At 49.9% G+C, this 15,464-nt stretch carries 18 protein-coding genes and 1 tRNA gene; 6 read left to right on the top strand and 13 right to left on the bottom strand.

The window, feature by feature from the left end:
- Nucleotides 1-50: 50 nt before the first annotated feature.
- The 8 genes from hflC to tsaE form a co-directional block, all read right to left on the bottom strand.
- Nucleotides 51-932, bottom strand: coding sequence for a protease modulator HflC (gene hflC, locus HRH59_RS17350; protein WP_173502536.1), 882 nt, complete (start codon nucleotides 930-932; stop codon nucleotides 51-53).
- A gap of 3 nt (nucleotides 933-935) precedes the next feature.
- A complete protein-coding gene (gene hflK, locus HRH59_RS17345) occupies nucleotides 936-2,090 on the bottom strand; it encodes an FtsH protease activity modulator HflK (protein WP_173502535.1) in 1,155 nt (384 codons plus the stop codon).
- 40 nt (nucleotides 2,091-2,130) lie between these two features.
- Nucleotides 2,131-3,426 carry a ribosome rescue GTPase HflX gene (gene hflX / locus HRH59_RS17340; protein WP_173502534.1) on the bottom strand — a complete coding sequence of 432 codons (1,296 nt, stop codon included), beginning with the start codon at nucleotides 3,424-3,426 and terminating at the stop codon, nucleotides 2,131-2,133.
- A 17-nt stretch (nucleotides 3,427-3,443) separates the two neighbouring features.
- Nucleotides 3,444-3,701 (bottom strand): RNA chaperone Hfq, encoded by a 258-nt coding sequence (gene hfq, locus HRH59_RS17335; protein ID WP_173502533.1) that lies wholly within the window; start codon nucleotides 3,699-3,701, stop codon nucleotides 3,444-3,446.
- A 90-nt stretch (nucleotides 3,702-3,791) separates the two neighbouring features.
- Complete coding sequence (gene miaA / locus HRH59_RS17330) at nucleotides 3,792-4,721, bottom strand: tRNA (adenosine(37)-N6)-dimethylallyltransferase MiaA (RefSeq protein WP_173502532.1); 930 nt, start codon at nucleotides 4,719-4,721, stop codon at nucleotides 3,792-3,794.
- Nucleotides 4,718-6,433 (bottom strand): DNA mismatch repair endonuclease MutL, encoded by a 1,716-nt coding sequence (gene mutL / locus HRH59_RS17325; RefSeq protein WP_173502531.1) that lies wholly within the window; start codon nucleotides 6,431-6,433, stop codon nucleotides 4,718-4,720. Before mutL ends, miaA begins: the two co-directional genes overlap by 4 nt.
- A gap of 2 nt (nucleotides 6,434-6,435) precedes the next feature.
- Nucleotides 6,436-7,743 (bottom strand): N-acetylmuramoyl-L-alanine amidase, encoded by a 1,308-nt coding sequence (locus HRH59_RS17320; RefSeq protein WP_231702552.1) that lies wholly within the window; start codon nucleotides 7,741-7,743, stop codon nucleotides 6,436-6,438.
- A complete protein-coding gene (gene tsaE / locus HRH59_RS17315; RefSeq protein WP_173502530.1) occupies nucleotides 7,730-8,200 on the bottom strand; it encodes a tRNA (adenosine(37)-N6)-threonylcarbamoyltransferase complex ATPase subunit type 1 TsaE in 471 nt (156 codons plus the stop codon). Before tsaE ends, HRH59_RS17320 begins: the two co-directional genes overlap by 14 nt.
- 184 nt (nucleotides 8,201-8,384) lie before the next feature.
- On the opposite strand from tsaE, the gene queG reads away from it, so the two are divergent.
- Nucleotides 8,385-9,518, top strand: coding sequence for a tRNA epoxyqueuosine(34) reductase QueG (gene queG, locus HRH59_RS17310; protein ID WP_173502555.1), 1,134 nt, complete (start codon nucleotides 8,385-8,387; stop codon nucleotides 9,516-9,518).
- Here the strand turns inward: queG and HRH59_RS17305 are convergent.
- The 3 genes from HRH59_RS17305 to orn form a co-directional block, all read right to left on the bottom strand.
- On the bottom strand, nucleotides 9,487-9,693 hold the full coding sequence (locus HRH59_RS17305) for a DUF1289 domain-containing protein (RefSeq protein ID WP_173502529.1): 207 nt from the start codon (nucleotides 9,691-9,693) through the stop codon (nucleotides 9,487-9,489). The genes queG and HRH59_RS17305 overlap by 32 nt on opposite strands.
- A gap of 94 nt (nucleotides 9,694-9,787) precedes the next feature.
- A tRNA-Gly gene (locus HRH59_RS17300) sits at nucleotides 9,788-9,863 on the bottom strand.
- Between the two features lie 66 nt (nucleotides 9,864-9,929).
- Nucleotides 9,930-10,481, bottom strand: coding sequence for an oligoribonuclease (orn, locus tag HRH59_RS17295; protein ID WP_173502528.1), 552 nt, complete (start codon nucleotides 10,479-10,481; stop codon nucleotides 9,930-9,932).
- A 111-nt stretch (nucleotides 10,482-10,592) separates the two neighbouring features.
- Between orn and rsgA the strand changes: the two genes are divergently transcribed.
- From rsgA to HRH59_RS17280, 3 genes are all read left to right on the top strand, one after another.
- The gene (rsgA, locus tag HRH59_RS17290; RefSeq protein ID WP_173502527.1) at nucleotides 10,593-11,627 is read left to right on the top strand and encodes a small ribosomal subunit biogenesis GTPase RsgA; all 1,035 of its coding nucleotides are present in this window, start codon (nucleotides 10,593-10,595) and stop codon (nucleotides 11,625-11,627) included.
- Between the two features lie 17 nt (nucleotides 11,628-11,644).
- Nucleotides 11,645-12,505 (top strand): archaetidylserine decarboxylase, encoded by an 861-nt coding sequence (gene asd / locus HRH59_RS17285; protein ID WP_173502526.1) that lies wholly within the window; start codon nucleotides 11,645-11,647, stop codon nucleotides 12,503-12,505.
- 251 nt (nucleotides 12,506-12,756) lie between these two features.
- Complete coding sequence (locus HRH59_RS17280) at nucleotides 12,757-13,458, top strand: glycerophosphodiester phosphodiesterase (protein ID WP_173502525.1); 702 nt, start codon at nucleotides 12,757-12,759, stop codon at nucleotides 13,456-13,458.
- Between the two features lie 52 nt (nucleotides 13,459-13,510).
- Here HRH59_RS17280 and HRH59_RS17275 read toward each other — a convergent pair whose 3' ends face one another.
- A complete protein-coding gene (locus HRH59_RS17275; protein WP_068228461.1) occupies nucleotides 13,511-13,900 on the bottom strand; it encodes a MerC domain-containing protein in 390 nt (129 codons plus the stop codon).
- Nucleotides 13,901-14,075: 175 nt separating this feature from the next.
- Here HRH59_RS17275 and HRH59_RS17270 point away from each other — a divergent pair, with 175 nt between their 5' ends.
- Complete coding sequence (locus HRH59_RS17270) at nucleotides 14,076-14,384, top strand: primosomal replication protein PriC (RefSeq protein ID WP_173502524.1); 309 nt, start codon at nucleotides 14,076-14,078, stop codon at nucleotides 14,382-14,384.
- Nucleotides 14,385-14,465: 81 nt separating this feature from the next.
- Nucleotides 14,466-14,744 (top strand): hypothetical protein, encoded by a 279-nt coding sequence (locus HRH59_RS17265; protein WP_173502523.1) that lies wholly within the window; start codon nucleotides 14,466-14,468, stop codon nucleotides 14,742-14,744.
- 1 nt (nucleotide 14,745) lies between these two features.
- On the opposite strand, the gene HRH59_RS17260 is transcribed toward HRH59_RS17265, so the two are convergent.
- Nucleotides 14,746-15,279, bottom strand: a complete 534-nt coding sequence (locus HRH59_RS17260; protein ID WP_173502522.1) for a DUF3016 domain-containing protein — start codon at nucleotides 15,277-15,279, stop codon at nucleotides 14,746-14,748.
- Between the last annotated feature and the right edge of the window lie 185 nt (nucleotides 15,280-15,464).

Below are 15,464 nucleotides of genomic sequence, written 5' to 3'. Positions count from 1 at the left end.
CGTTACAGACAAAAAAGGCCCTTACGGGCCTTTTTTAAACACTGTAGTTGTTAGTTTTGCACCTTGTCTGACTTCATATATTTAAAAAAATCATTGTCCGGCTGTACTACTAACACATCATCCTTGCTGTTAAAGCTGTTTTTATAAGCTTCAAGGCTGCGGATAAAAGAGTAAAACTCAGCGTTTTTATTAAAGGTTTCGGCATACACATTAGCGGCTAAGGCATCACCTTCACCGCGCACACTACGTGAATTACGCTCAGCATCTGCCACCATTACGGTAACCCGGGCGTCTACGTCTGCACGGATAATTTCAGCTTCTTCCATACCTTTAGAGCGGTGTTCACGCGCTACAGCATGACGCTCAGCTTCCATCCTGGCAAAAATTGAGCTGCTGACTTCTTGTGGCAGGTTAATTTGCTTAACCCGCACATCTACCACTGCAATACCCAGCTCTTTCGAAGCCTGACCGGCTTGCTGTAACGCACTCTGCATTAACTGCGTACGCTCACCTGAGACAATTTCCTGAATGGTGCGAGCACCAAACTCAGTACGCAGGCCGTTGTTAATATATTGCTTTAACAAGTCTTCTGCTCTGCTGGTATTACCGCCGGTAGCCAAAAAGTAAGCGCCAAAATCATTAATACGCCATTTCACATAACTGTCCACCAGCAAGTCTTTTTTCTCTGCGGTAACAAAACGGTCCTGTGAATCATCAAGCGTTTGCACCCTGGCATCCAGCTTGCGTACGGTTTCAATTAGCGGCAACTTAAAATGCAAACCCGGCTGATACACCACGACATTTTGCTCAGCATCACGCTGAATTTTACCAAATTGAATCACTATGCCACGCTGGCCTTCCGGCACGACAAACAACGCTGACAAAAAAATAAAACCAATAACAACAATAATGGCAACTGTAAAATTCTTCATCACTTACCCCCTGCCACTGCGTGTAGAACTGCCGCGAGAACTGTCAGTACGATTTTGACTGCTGCTGTCCGTAGTGCTGCGCGACGGAATTAATGGCATAGCACCTGATGACTGTGCGGTACCGCTACTGCCCTGATTTAACATCTTGTCTAATGGTAAATACATAATGTTATTACCATTTTTAACGTCAACCAGCACTTTGGAGGTATTGCTGTATACCTGCTCCATAGTTTCCAGATACATACGGTCGCGGGTTACCTTAGGTGCAGCCAGATACTCTGGTAACAGTTTTTCAAAGCGGGCTACTTCACCTTGTGCCTTTAACACAATTTGCTGCTTATACGCTTCGGCTTCCTGCATCACGCGGTTAACCTGGCCACGGGCACGCGGCTCAATTTCACGGGCGTAAGCCTGAGCTTCCTGGATAAACCGCTCCTGGTCTTCCTGTGCTTTAATGGCATCGTCAAAAGCGTCACGCACTTCTTCCGGTGGCCGCGCATCGCGGAAGTTAACATCTACCAGCACAATACCCATCTTGTAGGGCTCGATAATGCCTTCCAGTTCCTGGCGGGTGTTTTGCCGCACCACTTCACGGCCGCGGGTTAGTACGTCATCCATAATGGAGTGGCCGATAACATAACGCAGTGCCGCATCTGTTGCCTGATGCAAGCTGCTGTCGGCATCGACAACCGAGAATTTATACAATCTGGCATCTGATACTTTGTACTGAATTTCAAAAGTGACCCGCACCAGATTTTGATCTTGCGTCAGCATAAAACCGTCGCTGCGCAAAGAACGCACACTGGTAACATCTACCGGCAGCACAGTATCGATAAAAGTAGGTTTCCAGTGAATGCCGGGGCCAACTTCATCGAGATACTGGCCGAAACGCAGCACGACACCACGCTCAGATTCTTTAATGGTATAAAAGCCACTAAACGCCCATACCAAAGCTGCCACAATCAGTACCAATATCAGTGCCGCTGAAGCACCACCATTACTGCTACCGCCTGAAGATTTGCCTCCACCGAAAATGCCGCCGAACTTTTTGCCTAAGTTACGAAACACTTCATCTAAATCGGGCGGGCCTTGATCACGACCACCCTGTTTCCAGGGGTCGTTATTCTTGCCGTTGTTGCCCGGCTCATTCCAAGCCATGCTCTACTCCAGTTTAAGTTGCAAAATAAGGGTTAATGTATCAAATAACCGCTGCGCTGACGACATAGTTTTCCAATGCCCCCTGCGATTGCTTTACGCAGCGTTGCCAAACTGACTCACTCAGTCTGAGTGTAAGTTGGCAATAGCCGTCAGTATCAAACTGCTCTTGCATTATGCAATGCTGTTGATGAAAACGGGCACGCCATGCCCCCTTGTCAGGCGGCAGGGCCAAAGTGATATCGATATAACGCTCTGATAACAACTGCGCTATGGCCTGCGTCAGCAGTTCAATACCGGCACCGGTTACCGCAGATAAATATACTGCTACCGGCTGATTAAATTCGTTGTATTCAATACGTGGCTGTTGCTCAAGCAGGTCAATTTTATTGTACACCACCAATCGCGGTATCTGATCTGCTTCAATTTCCTGCAACACGGCAGCCACTTGCTGCATGTTGTCGTCTTTGCGCGGATCAGCAACATCAACAACATGCAACTGTAAGTCTGCTTCGCGGGTTTCCTGCAAAGTAGATTTAAATGCTGCTACCAGGTCATGCGGCAAATGGCGGATAAAGCCCACGGTATCGGCCAATACTATCTCGCCAACGCCTTTGAGCTTTAACTTACGTAAGGTGGGGTCAAGCGTGGCAAACAATTGATCTGCAGCGTAGACATCCGCGTGGGTAACACGGTTGAACAAAGTCGATTTACCGGCATTGGTATAACCCACCACCGACACCACCGGCACAGCAGAACGTTGTCGTGCCCGACGGCCCTGCTCACGCTGCCGCTCCAGTTTATTCAGTCGTAGTTGTAATGCCTTTACCCGCTCGCGTAACAAGCGCCGGTCTGTTTCCAACTGAGTTTCGCCGGGCCCGCGTAAACCTATACCACCTTTTTGCCGGTCAAGACTGTCCCAGCCACGCACCAGACGCGAGGCTAAATGCTTTAGCTGAGCCAACTCTACCTGCAGCTTGCCCTCAAAAGTACGGGCGCGCTGCGCAAAAATATCCAGAATAAGCGTGGTACGATCGATGACACGCGTCAGGCACAAACGCTCCAAATTACGGGTTTGTGCCGGGCTTAACGCATGGTTGAAAATAACCACTGAGGCCTGATGCTGTTCTACCAAATCAGCAATATCCTGCGCTTTGCCTGAACCGACAAAGAACTTTGCATCAGGGGCGCTGCGATTGGTGCTAACCACATCAATACTGTTAACACCAGCCGACGACACCAATAGCTTAAGCTCAGCTAAATCTTCGCTGGTATGCTGTTGCGAGAAGTTCACATGGACAAGGATCGCTTGTTCCGGTAACGCGCTAATGTCAGACAAGCGGGAAACCCCTGCTGTTATTCCGTGTCGTCTTCGTCACTTTGACCATTGCTTTGAGCCACCATAGTGTTGACAGCCCGTGCCGGTACTACTGTGGAAATGGCATGTTTATATACCATCTGGCTCACAGTGTTTTTCAGCAGTATCACAAACTGATCAAAAGACTCGATTTGACCCTGAAGTTTAATGCCGTTCACCAAATAAATTGATACCGGAATACGTTCCCGTCTCAAGGTGTTTAAAAATGGGTCTTGTAAAGATTGGCCCTTTGCCATGTGCCGCTTTCCTTTTTTTATTAGTCCGACTTATATTGGTATTATTTTTTTTATTTCAAGTTGTTAAAACGTCTTTTTTATCCATCTTGTTTAGCTTAGCGAAGATAAAACGGCTTGCAAGTTTTCCGACATTGGCGCATCACTTTTTAGCCAGTTCAAATCATGCCAACTTCTTAACCAGGTAAGCTGACGTTTTGCCAATTGCCTGGTTGCCGCTATGCCACGCATTGTCATCTCAGCATAACTGCATTCACCGTCCAGATACTGCCACATCTGGCGATAGCCCACGCAGCGCATGGCGGGTAAATCAGCATGCAAATCTGTCCGTTGCTTCAGTTTGACAACTTCTTGCTCAAACCCCGCCGCCAACATTTGCTCATATCTTAACGCTATACGTTGGTGCAGCACTGCGCGATCTTCCGGTGCAACAGCAAATTGGTGCACCGGAAAGCCAAAAGGTTCCCCTTTTTCTGCTGTAAGTTGCGTTAAATTGCGTCCGGTAATACGGAATACTTCTAATGCACGGTTAATACGTTGTGGATCATTCGGGTGGATCCGCTGCGCCGAAACCGGGTCAACTATCGCCAGTTCGGCATGTAACGCCGGCCAGCCTTTTTCTGCCGCTTCCCGTTCCAACTGCTGACGCACAGCAGGATCCGCTTGCGGCAGCGGTGATATACCTTCAAGCAGCGCTTTGAAGTACAGCATTGTACCACCAACCAGGATGGGAATGTTACCACGATGTTGAATTTGAGCAATTAAATGCAACGCATCTGCGCGGAAGTCTGCCGCAGAATAGCTTTGTGCAGGGTCGCGAATATCAATCAGGTGATGCGGCGCCAGTTGCAATTCTTCAGCCGTTGGTTTGGCAGTGCCGATATCCATACCTCGGTAAATAAGCGCACTGTCGACACTGACTAATTCTGCCGGCAGCCGCTGATACAGTTCTGTTGCCAGCGCAGTCTTACCGGCGGCAGTAGGCCCCATCAGGAAAATTACCCCGGTTGAGTTGTGGCTCATGCGATTTGTTCCTGCAAAAACGCTATGCTGGCATCTAACTGCAGTGGCACAGATACTCTGTGAGCATCTGCGGTTAATTGCGGGCAAGATTCTAACAAACGTGCAGCATCCAGCCCGTTTGCATTCAGTAGCATAGACAACAAACAAAACAACGGATTGTCGTGCGGCGACTGTGCCAGCTGCGTTAACCATAACGGTAACCAATGGCTTAATGTGGTATGGCGCAGCCAGTCGGGCACAGCGCGGACAATTAAGGTATCGTCGGTCAGTACCATATCAAAACCGGCGGCACTAAACATGCCGGCCTGCTGCGTTAATACTAATGTTTGCTCACGGTCGAGTTTCAGCCGTTGCGGTAATAATAACGGCACCGGCGAAATATGCTGCGCCGCACAATAAGCAGCCATTGAAGCGGCAAGGTCAGTCAACACAATATCATCACCATGCTGCTGCAATAAATAACGGTTGCGGGCAATCAGTGGTTTTGCCAGCCGGGTATCAGCTGTCGTTGCCGCAATTTGTTTTTGCGCGGCGGTATCAGTCTGTCCGGCGTTGTTGCTGTGCTGCCAGTATGACAGCTCGCGGTTTACCCGCGCAGCTGCCGGCTGATGTGCCTGATAGCCGCCGTGCGCACGGTATCCTCCACCTGCGGCTTCCCGCACATGGTCTTCAGCATAGCCGGAAGATACCGCCGCGGCTGCAACGGCAACAGGCCTTAGCTGCGCCAGGGCATCTGCCAGTGCCGATACCACAAAATCATGAATTAACCGCGCCTGATGAAAGCGTACTTCGTGCTTGGCCGGGTGCACATTGACGTCTACCTGACGGGGATCCAGCTCCAGATACAGCACAAAAGCCGGCTGTTGCTCTGGGCCCAGACTATCACCGTAGGCCTGACGAATAGCATGATTTAACAACTTGTCGCGCATCATACGACCATTTACATAGCTGTACTGGCATTGCAGCTGCGCTGAGCAGGCTTGCGGTTGCACTATCCAGCCCCAAATCCGCACATCACCGTAGCGGTTTTCAATAAAGGCTGCCTGCCCGGCAAAAGCGCGGCCACACAGCATGGCGACCCGTTTTTGCCGTTGCTCATCAGTAACCGCTGCTTTTAAGCGTCGCACACTCTGGCCGTTATGTGTTAGCTGCCAACTGACATCATAGCGGCTAAGCGCTAAGCGTTTTACCAGCTCGTCAATATGGCCAAATTCGGTTTTATCGGTGCGCATAAACTTGCGTCTGGCCGGGGTGTTAAAGAATAAATCCAGCACTTCAATACTGGTGCCCACCGGGTGCGCTGCCGGACGCACGTCCACCTGCATCTCTCTGCCGGCAGCACTGGCCTGCCAGGCGGCACTTTGTTCTGCAGTTTTTGATGTTAACGTAAGACGTGATACCGAGCTGATACTGGCCAGAGCCTCACCGCGAAAACCCAGGCTGTTAATAGCTTCCAGATCGTCCAGATCGGTAATTTTACTGGTGGCGTGCCGGCTCAGCGCTAATACCAGCTCTTGCTCTGCAATACCGCTACCATTGTCACGCACGCGGATCAGCTTGCTGCCACCTTTTTCAATATCAATTTCAATATGGCCGGCCCCGGCATCCAGGCTGTTTTCTACCAGCTCTTTAACAACGGAAGCGGGACGTTCAACCACCTCACCGGCCGCAATCTGGTTAGCCAGCTGCGGCGGCAAAATACGGATAGGCATAATTAAGGGATCCGCAGCGTTTGACCGACACGAATGCTGTCGTTAGCCAATTGATTAATATTGCGTAAATCATCCACAGAAACGTTATAACGCTGTGCCAGTAGCGACAGCGATTCACCGGCGCTGACTTTGTGCTCACGGGCCCGTTGCTGAGCAAACAGCGAGTCTGCCGGAGCCGATTTTTCGTAATGACGTTTTAACGCCGTAAACAATGATTGCGCTAATTTGGTTTGATAAGCAGACGAGCGTAACTGCCGCTCCTCTTTCGGGTTGGAAATAAAACCGACTTCGACCAAAATAGACGGAATGTCCGGCGCTTTCAACACACCTAAACTGGCAGCCTGGGGTTCTTTTTTATGCAGATAAGCCACCTTACCCAGCTCCTGCAAGACTTCATTTGCGGCCTGGTATGCGGTGATCATCGAATGGTTCATCGACAAATCCAGCACCGTTTGTGCCAGATAACGCTCGTTAGCTGAGTCTTTAATAATTTCCGCGACACCACCCAATAATTCAGAATGGCGTTCGGTTTGCTCCAGCATACGGCCCACTTCTGATGTCGCACGCCGCAGCGATAGCACCCACACCGAAGCACCACGTGGTTGTGGCGTGGTAAAAGCATCAGCATGGATCGATACTAATAAATCGGCCTGTTGGCCGCGTGCAATCTCGGTACGGCGGTTAACATGAATATAGTAATCGTTGGTGCGCACCATCATAGCTTTCATGCCGGGCTGGTTGTTAATTAACTGCGCCAGTTGTTTAGCGATGGGCAAGGTAATGTTCTTTTCGTAAAAACCACTTGGCCCAATCGAGCCCGGGTCCTCACCACCATGGCCGGCATCAATGGCAATAACAATATCGCGCGCAGCTCTGATGGCCGGCGGCGGTAAATTTTGCACCGGCTGATTGTCAGGTAAATCGACCACTAAACGATGACCGTAAGGCGGTGTTGGCGGTAAGGTGAACACGTTGGCATTACTTTGCTTGGCTAAGTCCAGCACAATACGCATACTGTTAGCATCGCCACTGCTGCGAATGGCTTTAATTAACGCGGACTCGCCGGATATCTCCGGCAAACTGCTGCCGCCTTTAATATTGCTTAAGTCAATCACCAGCCGGTCAGGCTTATCCAAACTAAAACTCTTGTGCTCAGGTGCTGCTGACATATCAAACACTACCCGGGTGTTGTCAGGGGATGGCCATACGCGCACACTTTGCACCTGGTTCGCGGCTACAGTACTAAAGCTGAGCAGCGTCAGACTCAGCAGCAACCAGCTTTTGATTTTGTAATAATTATTTTTCATCATCCGCTACAGCTTTTAATATGCGGTGCCCGGCAGCAGTATTGGCTGTTAATTCAGCCCGCCGGTGCTCCTGTTCAAAAATTAAGTGTATGTCGAGATCCGCCACAGGTAAATATCCGGCCCCACGCTGCGGCCATTCAATCAGACAAAGACTATCGGCACGAAAATAATCGCGGATACCCATAAACTCCAGCTCTTCACTGTCGCGCAAGCGATACAGATCAAAATGGTACACCACCAACTGCGCCAACTGATAGGGTTCTACCAGAGTATAAGTCGGGCTCTTTACGTTGCCTTTATGCCCCAGGCTATTAATCAACCCCCGGCTAAACGTAGTTTTACCGGCGCCAAGTTCACCATGTAAAAATATGGTCAGGCCACCGCTGATATGGCGGGCTAACTGCTGCGCCAACAACAAGGTTGCCGCCTCATCCTTTAATACACACTGAATTTGCGCCACTTACCACCACTCTTACGATTGCCAAGGCATTACCGGCGCTATGTTAACAAATTAATCATCTGCTGAGCCAGTAAAACTGCCGGCCGTGTTTATGACTGCCCGCAACGCAGCAAGGTTCCCGCCCATCACCCGCCTTAGTGTACTATGTGTTAAATTGCACTGTGATTTCTTAACTACCAACAGCATGACTATAGATTACGCCACTTTAGCGCAGCAGATAAAACAATGGGCAAAAGAACTCGGCTTTGCCCAACTGGGTATTACCGGCGTGTCCTTGCCGGATGCTGAGCGCCAGTTGCAAAAGTGGCTGGATGCCGGCTACCACGGCGAAATGGACTATATGGCCAGCCACGGCATGTTGCGCGCCCGCCCGGCAGAGCTGGTACCCGGTACTTTAAGGGTATTAAGCGTGCGCATGGATTATCTGCCGCAAGGCGCCGGTTTTGCTACCAACCTGGCCGACCCGACACAAGCCTATATCAGCCGCTATGCACTGGGCCGCGACTACCATAAGCTGATACGCAGCCGGCTGAAGCAATTAGGCGAGCGTATTAATCAACAGGTGGCTGAGCTGGGTTACCGGCCTTTTACCGATTCTGCACCCATTATGGAGCGGCCGCTGGCACAACAAGCCGGGCTGGGTTGGGTTGGCAAACACAGTTTGTTACTCAATAACAGTGCCGGCTCATGGTTTTTCTTAGGCGAGTTACTGGTTAACCTGCCTTTGCCCATCGATACACCGCACCAAGGTGATTGCGGTAGCTGTGTTGCCTGCATAACAAGCTGCCCCACCGGCGCTATCGTGGAACCTTATGTTGTCGACGCCAGACGCTGCATTTCTTATCTGACCATCGAGTTAAAAGGGGCCATACCGGAAGAGTTCAGGCCTCTGCTGGGCAACCGCATATATGGCTGTGATGATTGCCAACTGGTGTGTCCGGAAAACCGTGACGCACCGCTGAGTATAGAAGGTGATTTTCAACGCCGGCCACAATGGCAAAGCCAAAGTCTGCTCAGTTTATTTGCCTGGCAGCAGCATGAATTTTTAAACTATACCGAAGGCAGTGCCATCCGCCGTATTGGTTTTGAGCGTTGGCAGCGCAATATTGCCATCGCTTTGGGTAATGCGCCTTATCAGGTGGAAATTATCCAGGCATTAACAACTAAACTTGATAGCGCCAGCGAGCTGGTGGCCGAACATATTCACTGGGCGTTAGCACAACAAAAACGCAAAAGTTGGCAGGCTGAATCGTTATTGCCGCGCAGTACAGAGCGGCTGGTGCGGATTATTCAAAAAGGCTTACCGCGGGACGCATAACCGCACCGCTGGCTTCACGTTGTGCCATACGCTGTGCAGCCTGGTGTAAAATTTGCTCACGCCGCAATACATCTGCAGTGTGCCACTCAATAATTTCCTGCAACAAGCGACCGCAACCCAGGCAACAGTCTTGCTGATCCAAACAACAATTGCGCACACAGGGAGACTCAGACATAGCGGGCCGGTAGTGTGTTAAAAATGCATTAACTATATCGCAGAAAACAAAAAACCGCACTGTGCTTGCGCAAGGTGCGGTTTCTTATCGAATTTGGAGCGAGTAACGAGGTTCGAACTCGTGACCTCGACCTTGGCAAGGTCGCGCTCTACCAGCTGAGCTATACTCGCATCAACTAACGTTGTTACGTCGTGATGGCGCGCATTTTACAAAATCAGTTAGCTTATGCAAGCACTTTATTGCGGTAATTTAAAAAAATGCTCGCGATAGGTTACTAATTCAGCAATCGACTCCCGAATATCATCCAGTGCCAAATGGCTGCCGGCTTTTTGTACTTTATTCAGCACCTGCGGGTGCCAGCGCCGCGCCAGTTCTTTTACAGTGCTGACATCTAAATTACGGTAATGGAAAAATGCTTCCAGCGTTGGCGCATATTCCGCCAGAAAACGCCGGTCCTGACCGATACTGTTACCGCACATCGGCGATTTACCGGCAGCTACATACCGGCTTAAAAACGCGATGGTTTGCTGTTCTGCATCTGCCAGCGTAGTAGTACTTGCGCGGCAACGCGCCGTCAAACCGCTTTTGCCATGTTGCTCGACACACCAGGCGCTCATATTGTCCAATACCGCATCCGGTTGCTTAATGGCAAATACCGGCCCTTCAGCAAGAATATTCAGCTGGCTGTCGGTTACTATGGTAGCCATTTCCAGAATGACATCGGTCTTGGGTTCTAACCCGGTCATTTCCAGATCCAGCCAAATCAAATTGTTGTCATTTACGCTCATGAAAAACCCTTACGCAGCTTGCTGCTTTGTTCATTTACAGAATACAGGTATCATACACGCCCTAAGCTTAGCAGTAATAGCATCCTTTATATCAGAGCGAAAAAAGCAGCAGTGACAAAGAAAAAACATCTCACTCAGCGCCAACAGCAACGTATTGTCGATAACGCCGGCAAGCGCTTGCGCGCGCCGAAAAACAAGGGTGTCGAATCTGTCGATGACACCAGCTTCGCTGCAGCCGAAACCGGGTTAATACTCAGCCGTTTTGGCCAACACGCCGATGTTGAAGACAGCGAGGGCACCGTTGTGCGCTGTAATATGCGCCGTTCGGTGGCGTCGTTAGTTACCGGTGATCGCGTAGTCTGGCGCCGCTCGCTGCAGCCTACCGGCGGTGTCGATGGTGTAATAGACGCAGTAGAAGAGCGCAGTTCCGTGCTGTTGCGGCCGGATTTCTACGACGGCTTAAAGCCGGTAGCGGCCAATATTGATTTAATGATTATCGTCTCGGCGGTATTACCGGCGTTGTCGCTGAATATTATCGACCGCTATTTAGTTGCCGCAGAAATGACCGGCATTAAACCCTTGCTGGTTATTAACAAAGTGGATTTGCTCAGCAGCGCAGAGCTGGCACAAACCGAACAACAATTGGCGTTGTACCGCAAACTTGGCTATAACTTTTTAGCTGTCAGTGCCAAAAGCGGCGTTGGCATGCAACAACTGCTGGATTACTTGCACAGCGGTACCAGTATTTTTGTCGGCCAGTCCGGTGTGGGCAAGTCATCATTGATGAATCACTTAATGCCGGGGCTTGAAGCGCACACACAGGAAGTATCCGGCAACTCCGGCCTGGGCCAACACACTACAACAGTATCGCGTTTGTACCATCTGCCGGAAGGCGGCGATTTAATTGATTCGCCGGGTATCCGCGAGTTTGCTTTGTGGCATTTAACGCCGGAAGAAGTAACTCAAGGCTTTACTGAATTTACGCCCTGGCTCGGGCGCTGCAAATTCCGTGATTGTAAGCATATTTCCGATCCGGGCTGTGCCATTCAACACGCAGTTGAGAACGGCGATGTCAGCACAGAGCGTTACGACAGTTATCTGAAAATCCTCGCCAGCATGGCGCAGGACAAACCAAATTACTTTTAACCTTTCACGAGACCATAATGGATAATTTAAAAATTACCCTGCAATACCTGATGCCGAAGCATTTAATTTCACGCCTGGTGGGTAAATTAGCCGCCGCAAAATTGGGCTGGTTTACACACTTTTTAATTAACCGCTTTATTAAAGCCTATGGCATTAATATGGCCGAGGCGCAGTTTGAACGGGCGCAAGATTATGCCAGTTTTAATGAGTTCTTTACCCGGCCGTTAAAAGACGGCATTCGCCCTTTGGCGACAGAAGCCGATATAGTGGCGCATCCGGTAGATGGCTGTATCAGCCAGCTTGGCCCCATTGTGCAGGGGCAGTTGGTGCAAGCGAAAAATCACAACTATTCGTTGCAAGCTCTGCTGGGCGGCGATATGGCTACCGCAGAGCCTTTTATGGGTGGCGACTTTGCCACTATTTATCTGGCACCGAAAGATTATCACCGTATTCATATGCCGGTTAGCGGCACCTTACGCCAGATGATTTATGTGCCGGGCGATTTATTCTCGGTAAACCCGCTAACCGCAGAAAACGTGCCGGACTTATTTGCCCGTAACGAGCGCGTAGTGACTATTTTTGACACGGAACTGGGCCCGATGGCGCTGGTATTGGTTGGTGCAACTATCGTTGCCAGTATTGAGACTGTCTGGGCCGGCACCGTTACGCCGCCGGCCGGTAAAAATGTGTTCCGCTGGACCTACCCGGCGCACGGCAAAAATGCCATTACGCTGGAAAAAGGCGCGGAGATGGGCCGCTTCAAGCTGGGGTCAACTGTGGTACTGGCCTTTGCGGCGGACAAGCTGCAATTTCCAGAAGATCAGCAGCCTGGCAGCGTTACCCGCATGGGTGCGCCTTTTGCTAATACAGCAATTTAAAGCTAGTCTTCAGCTACGGCGCTTCGAAAACGTGAATGCGCCGTATATTTTTTCTGCAACACGCCGTGAACCCATCCTTGGGGGCTCGATTATAAACTTCATCCATGAAGTTTATCCTACGGACCAGCGCAGCTGTTCAAATTCGCTCCAGGCGAATTTGTCAGCATCCTGGCCTGCAACGGTCGCCGAAAAAAATACTCTGCATTCACTTCTGCCGGTTTTATCTTTAATTCCTACGAACAGGACCTGACATGCAAATCATTGCTCATCGTGGTGCCAGTGGCGACTACCCGGAAAATACCCTGCTGGCTATTGAGCAGGCTATAGCTCAGGGTGCCGACGCCATAGAAATAGACGTATTCGCCGTGCAAGGCGAACTTATTGTTATTCATGATCATCATCTGGCGCGCACTACCAATGGCAGCGGCAGTATTTATCAATACAGTGTAGAGCAACTGATGCAACTCGACGCCGGCCACGGCGAGCGTATTCCTAAGCTGTGGCAGATATTGCAGCGGCTGGCAGCAACAGGCTTATGGCTGAATATAGAGCTTAAAGGCGACAATACGGTAGCACCACTGCTGGCCCTGCTGGATAAAGCACAGCAAGAGCTCCAGTTTGACAGCCAGCGGCTGCTTATCTCATCTTTTAACCATCACCTGCTGGCAGAGCTCAGACGACACAGGCCAGAGCTAAAGCTGGGCGCGCTTACCGCCAGCCTGCCTCTGGATTACGCCGCCTTTGCCCAAGCCCTGCAGGCTTACTCCGTCAACTGCGATGTCAGTTTTATTAATCAGGCATTTGTGGATGATGCTAAGGCGCGGGGTTTAAAGGTGTATGTGTATACCGTTGACCAGCAGGATGATATTGCCCGCATGCAACACTACGGCGTAGACGGCATTTTCAGTAATTATCCGGCCCGCAGCCGGCAGCGGTTAACAGAGCAAAACTGAGGCTATAAAGCAAAAATCCCGCCGTAGCGGGATTTTTTATATATTTTGCTGCCTAATGATCGTGACAGCTTTTGCAGCTATTACACAAACGCATATTCATCACATGCGCTAACACCACCAGCGATGCACCAACAATCAGCACCGCATGCTCATATTCATGGCCCCACACATCGCGCTGCCAGTAGATAAACACACCTAAAAATAATGAATAAAACGGATACAGCTTGCGGTGATAGCGATGAAAACCAATAAACAACGCAATAAAGCCCAGTACTATAGTAACCAGCAACATCACGCGCTCAAACGCATGATTATGGCCAACGCTGAGGCCCAGTAACGGCAAAACCGGCAGAATGATCGGCAGCATAATGCAGTGAATGGCGCAAAGCGACGTCACTGTAATACCTACTTTATCAAATACGTTTCTTACTGTTGCTAACACTTGGCGTACTCTGGCAGCTGAAAATAAAGAAACGAGATAATATAACAAAACGTTTGCTAAAGAAATGCTCAGCGAAAAAAAATAATGCTGCAACGGCCCGGCACCAGCCTAAGTCTGCTGAAGCCAAAGTGGCTTTGTGGCATAATAACGCCACTTTTTACTGCGTAGTCGTATTATGGATACCTTACTTAACCAACTTGATGACAACTTAAAAGAGCTGTACCGCAAAGCGCTGGACGCTGACGCCCTGCTCGATAGCCTGCAGCAGCAAGGCCATGCCAAACATCAGCGCATTTTTGCCGATAACAAACTGTTTCAGGTATCCGCCAACCGTTTTATGCCTTACTTGGCCGAAACAGCTGAACAAGTCGCCGCCATGCGCCAAAGCCAGCAGTTTAATACTGCGACACTACAGCGGGTTGTGCAGCAGTTAAAACAACTCCACAGCACCCTGGCAGAGTTTCGCGCTGTTATAACAAAATAAAATAACAGGGTAATTTTGATCAAAAAATAATCTAACGCTAACCGACGCCTACACTAGTCTAAAAGATGATTGGAGGTAGTTATGTCAGCGATAAGTGTAAGCCCGCAGGTTGCCGTAAATCGCAGCGCTACGCAGCTTGGCCAACAAGTTGCGGCTGACAGCAACAACGTTAGCCGCGAACCCACGCTACTCAATGCTTCTTCTGCTGCCGCAAGCGGCAATACCGCCGCGGTTACAGCAGACAACAGCGGCAGTGAATCAGTAAGAGTGTCCAGCAGTATTGGCCGCGCGGCCTCTGCCGGCCAGTTAAGCCGGCAGGAGGCGTTAGATATTTACCGTCAGATAGCCAGTTTGCTCTAGCTTAGTTAGTGCTCACTTTAGGCAACGCCAGCGCGTATTGCTCTACCTTGGGCAGAAGCTCCTTATCAAACCAGCTGCTAAGCATCTGCTTTTCATAGCGGAACTCTTCATTGTCGCCAACAGAACGCAATGAATGCATAAAGCCCATATCGCGCAGTTTTTCTTCGTTACTGATCACCTCTTCACCATGCTTATCGCGCAGCACATGGCTGAACTTGATTGCCGGCGAATAGATATCTTTGACAATCCGTAGGGCATTACCGGCACCACCGGCGAAGTAATCAATATCACCGGCCAGATCAATGTCTGTTACGGTTACCTGCCAGCTGTAACCCTCCGGTAGTTTGGCGGCCATCTCAGTAAAAAAGCCGTCAAACTTTTTCATTACCCGTTCACGGTATGCTTTACGGCTATCATTGGCGGGGCGGATGTCGGTAAATTTTTCCGGTTCCTGCCACTGTACTTTTACTTCTGCTGCCTGCACAGCACCGGCAGCCAGTGCAGCTATGCTGCAAGCCAGTAGTATATTTCGCATTACGACCTCCTGAAACCTGACGTGGTTTAGCTGTTATAGCTAAGATTAGAACAAACTATGGCCGATAAGTTTACTGTTAACTGTAACTATAGCGTCAAATGCCGTGTAGTAACTGTGTGGTTTTGTATAAAAATGTAGCCAATCAAGTATTCTGAAAGTAAAAATCCACCTCCATAGGAGGTGGC

Origin of the sequence: Rheinheimera lutimaris (assembly GCF_013283795.1) — a bacterium.
GTDB lineage: Bacteria > Pseudomonadota > Gammaproteobacteria > Enterobacterales > Alteromonadaceae > Alishewanella > Alishewanella lutimaris.
This window is presented reverse-complemented; position numbering and strand designations above follow the sequence as displayed.

Coding starts and splice junctions, on each gene's coding strand:
- miaA (WP_173502532.1), bottom strand. CDS start 4,721: ATGAGCCACAACTCAACCGGGGTAATTTTCCTGATGGGGCCTACTGCC.
- HRH59_RS17265 (WP_173502523.1), top strand. CDS start 14,466: ATGTCAGCGATAAGTGTAAGCCCGCAGGTTGCCGTAAATCGCAGCGCT.
- HRH59_RS17260 (WP_173502522.1), bottom strand. CDS start 15,279: ATGCGAAATATACTACTGGCTTGCAGCATAGCTGCACTGGCTGCCGGT.
- asd (WP_173502526.1), top strand. CDS start 11,645: ATGGATAATTTAAAAATTACCCTGCAATACCTGATGCCGAAGCATTTA.
- queG (WP_173502555.1), top strand. CDS start 8,385: ATGACTATAGATTACGCCACTTTAGCGCAGCAGATAAAACAATGGGCA.
- HRH59_RS17270 (WP_173502524.1), top strand. CDS start 14,076: ATGGATACCTTACTTAACCAACTTGATGACAACTTAAAAGAGCTGTAC.
- mutL (WP_173502531.1), bottom strand. CDS start 6,433: ATGCCTATCCGTATTTTGCCGCCGCAGCTGGCTAACCAGATTGCGGCC.
- HRH59_RS17305 (WP_173502529.1), bottom strand. CDS start 9,693: ATGTCTGAGTCTCCCTGTGTGCGCAATTGTTGTTTGGATCAGCAAGAC.
- orn (WP_173502528.1), bottom strand. CDS start 10,481: ATGAGCGTAAATGACAACAATTTGATTTGGCTGGATCTGGAAATGACC.
- hfq (WP_173502533.1), bottom strand. CDS start 3,701: ATGGCAAAGGGCCAATCTTTACAAGACCCATTTTTAAACACCTTGAGA.
- hflK (WP_173502535.1), bottom strand. CDS start 2,090: ATGGCTTGGAATGAGCCGGGCAACAACGGCAAGAATAACGACCCCTGG.
- HRH59_RS17280 (WP_173502525.1), top strand. CDS start 12,757: ATGCAAATCATTGCTCATCGTGGTGCCAGTGGCGACTACCCGGAAAAT.
- hflC (WP_173502536.1), bottom strand. CDS start 932: ATGAAGAATTTTACAGTTGCCATTATTGTTGTTATTGGTTTTATTTTT.
- HRH59_RS17320 (WP_231702552.1), bottom strand. CDS start 7,743: ATGATGAAAAATAATTATTACAAAATCAAAAGCTGGTTGCTGCTGAGT.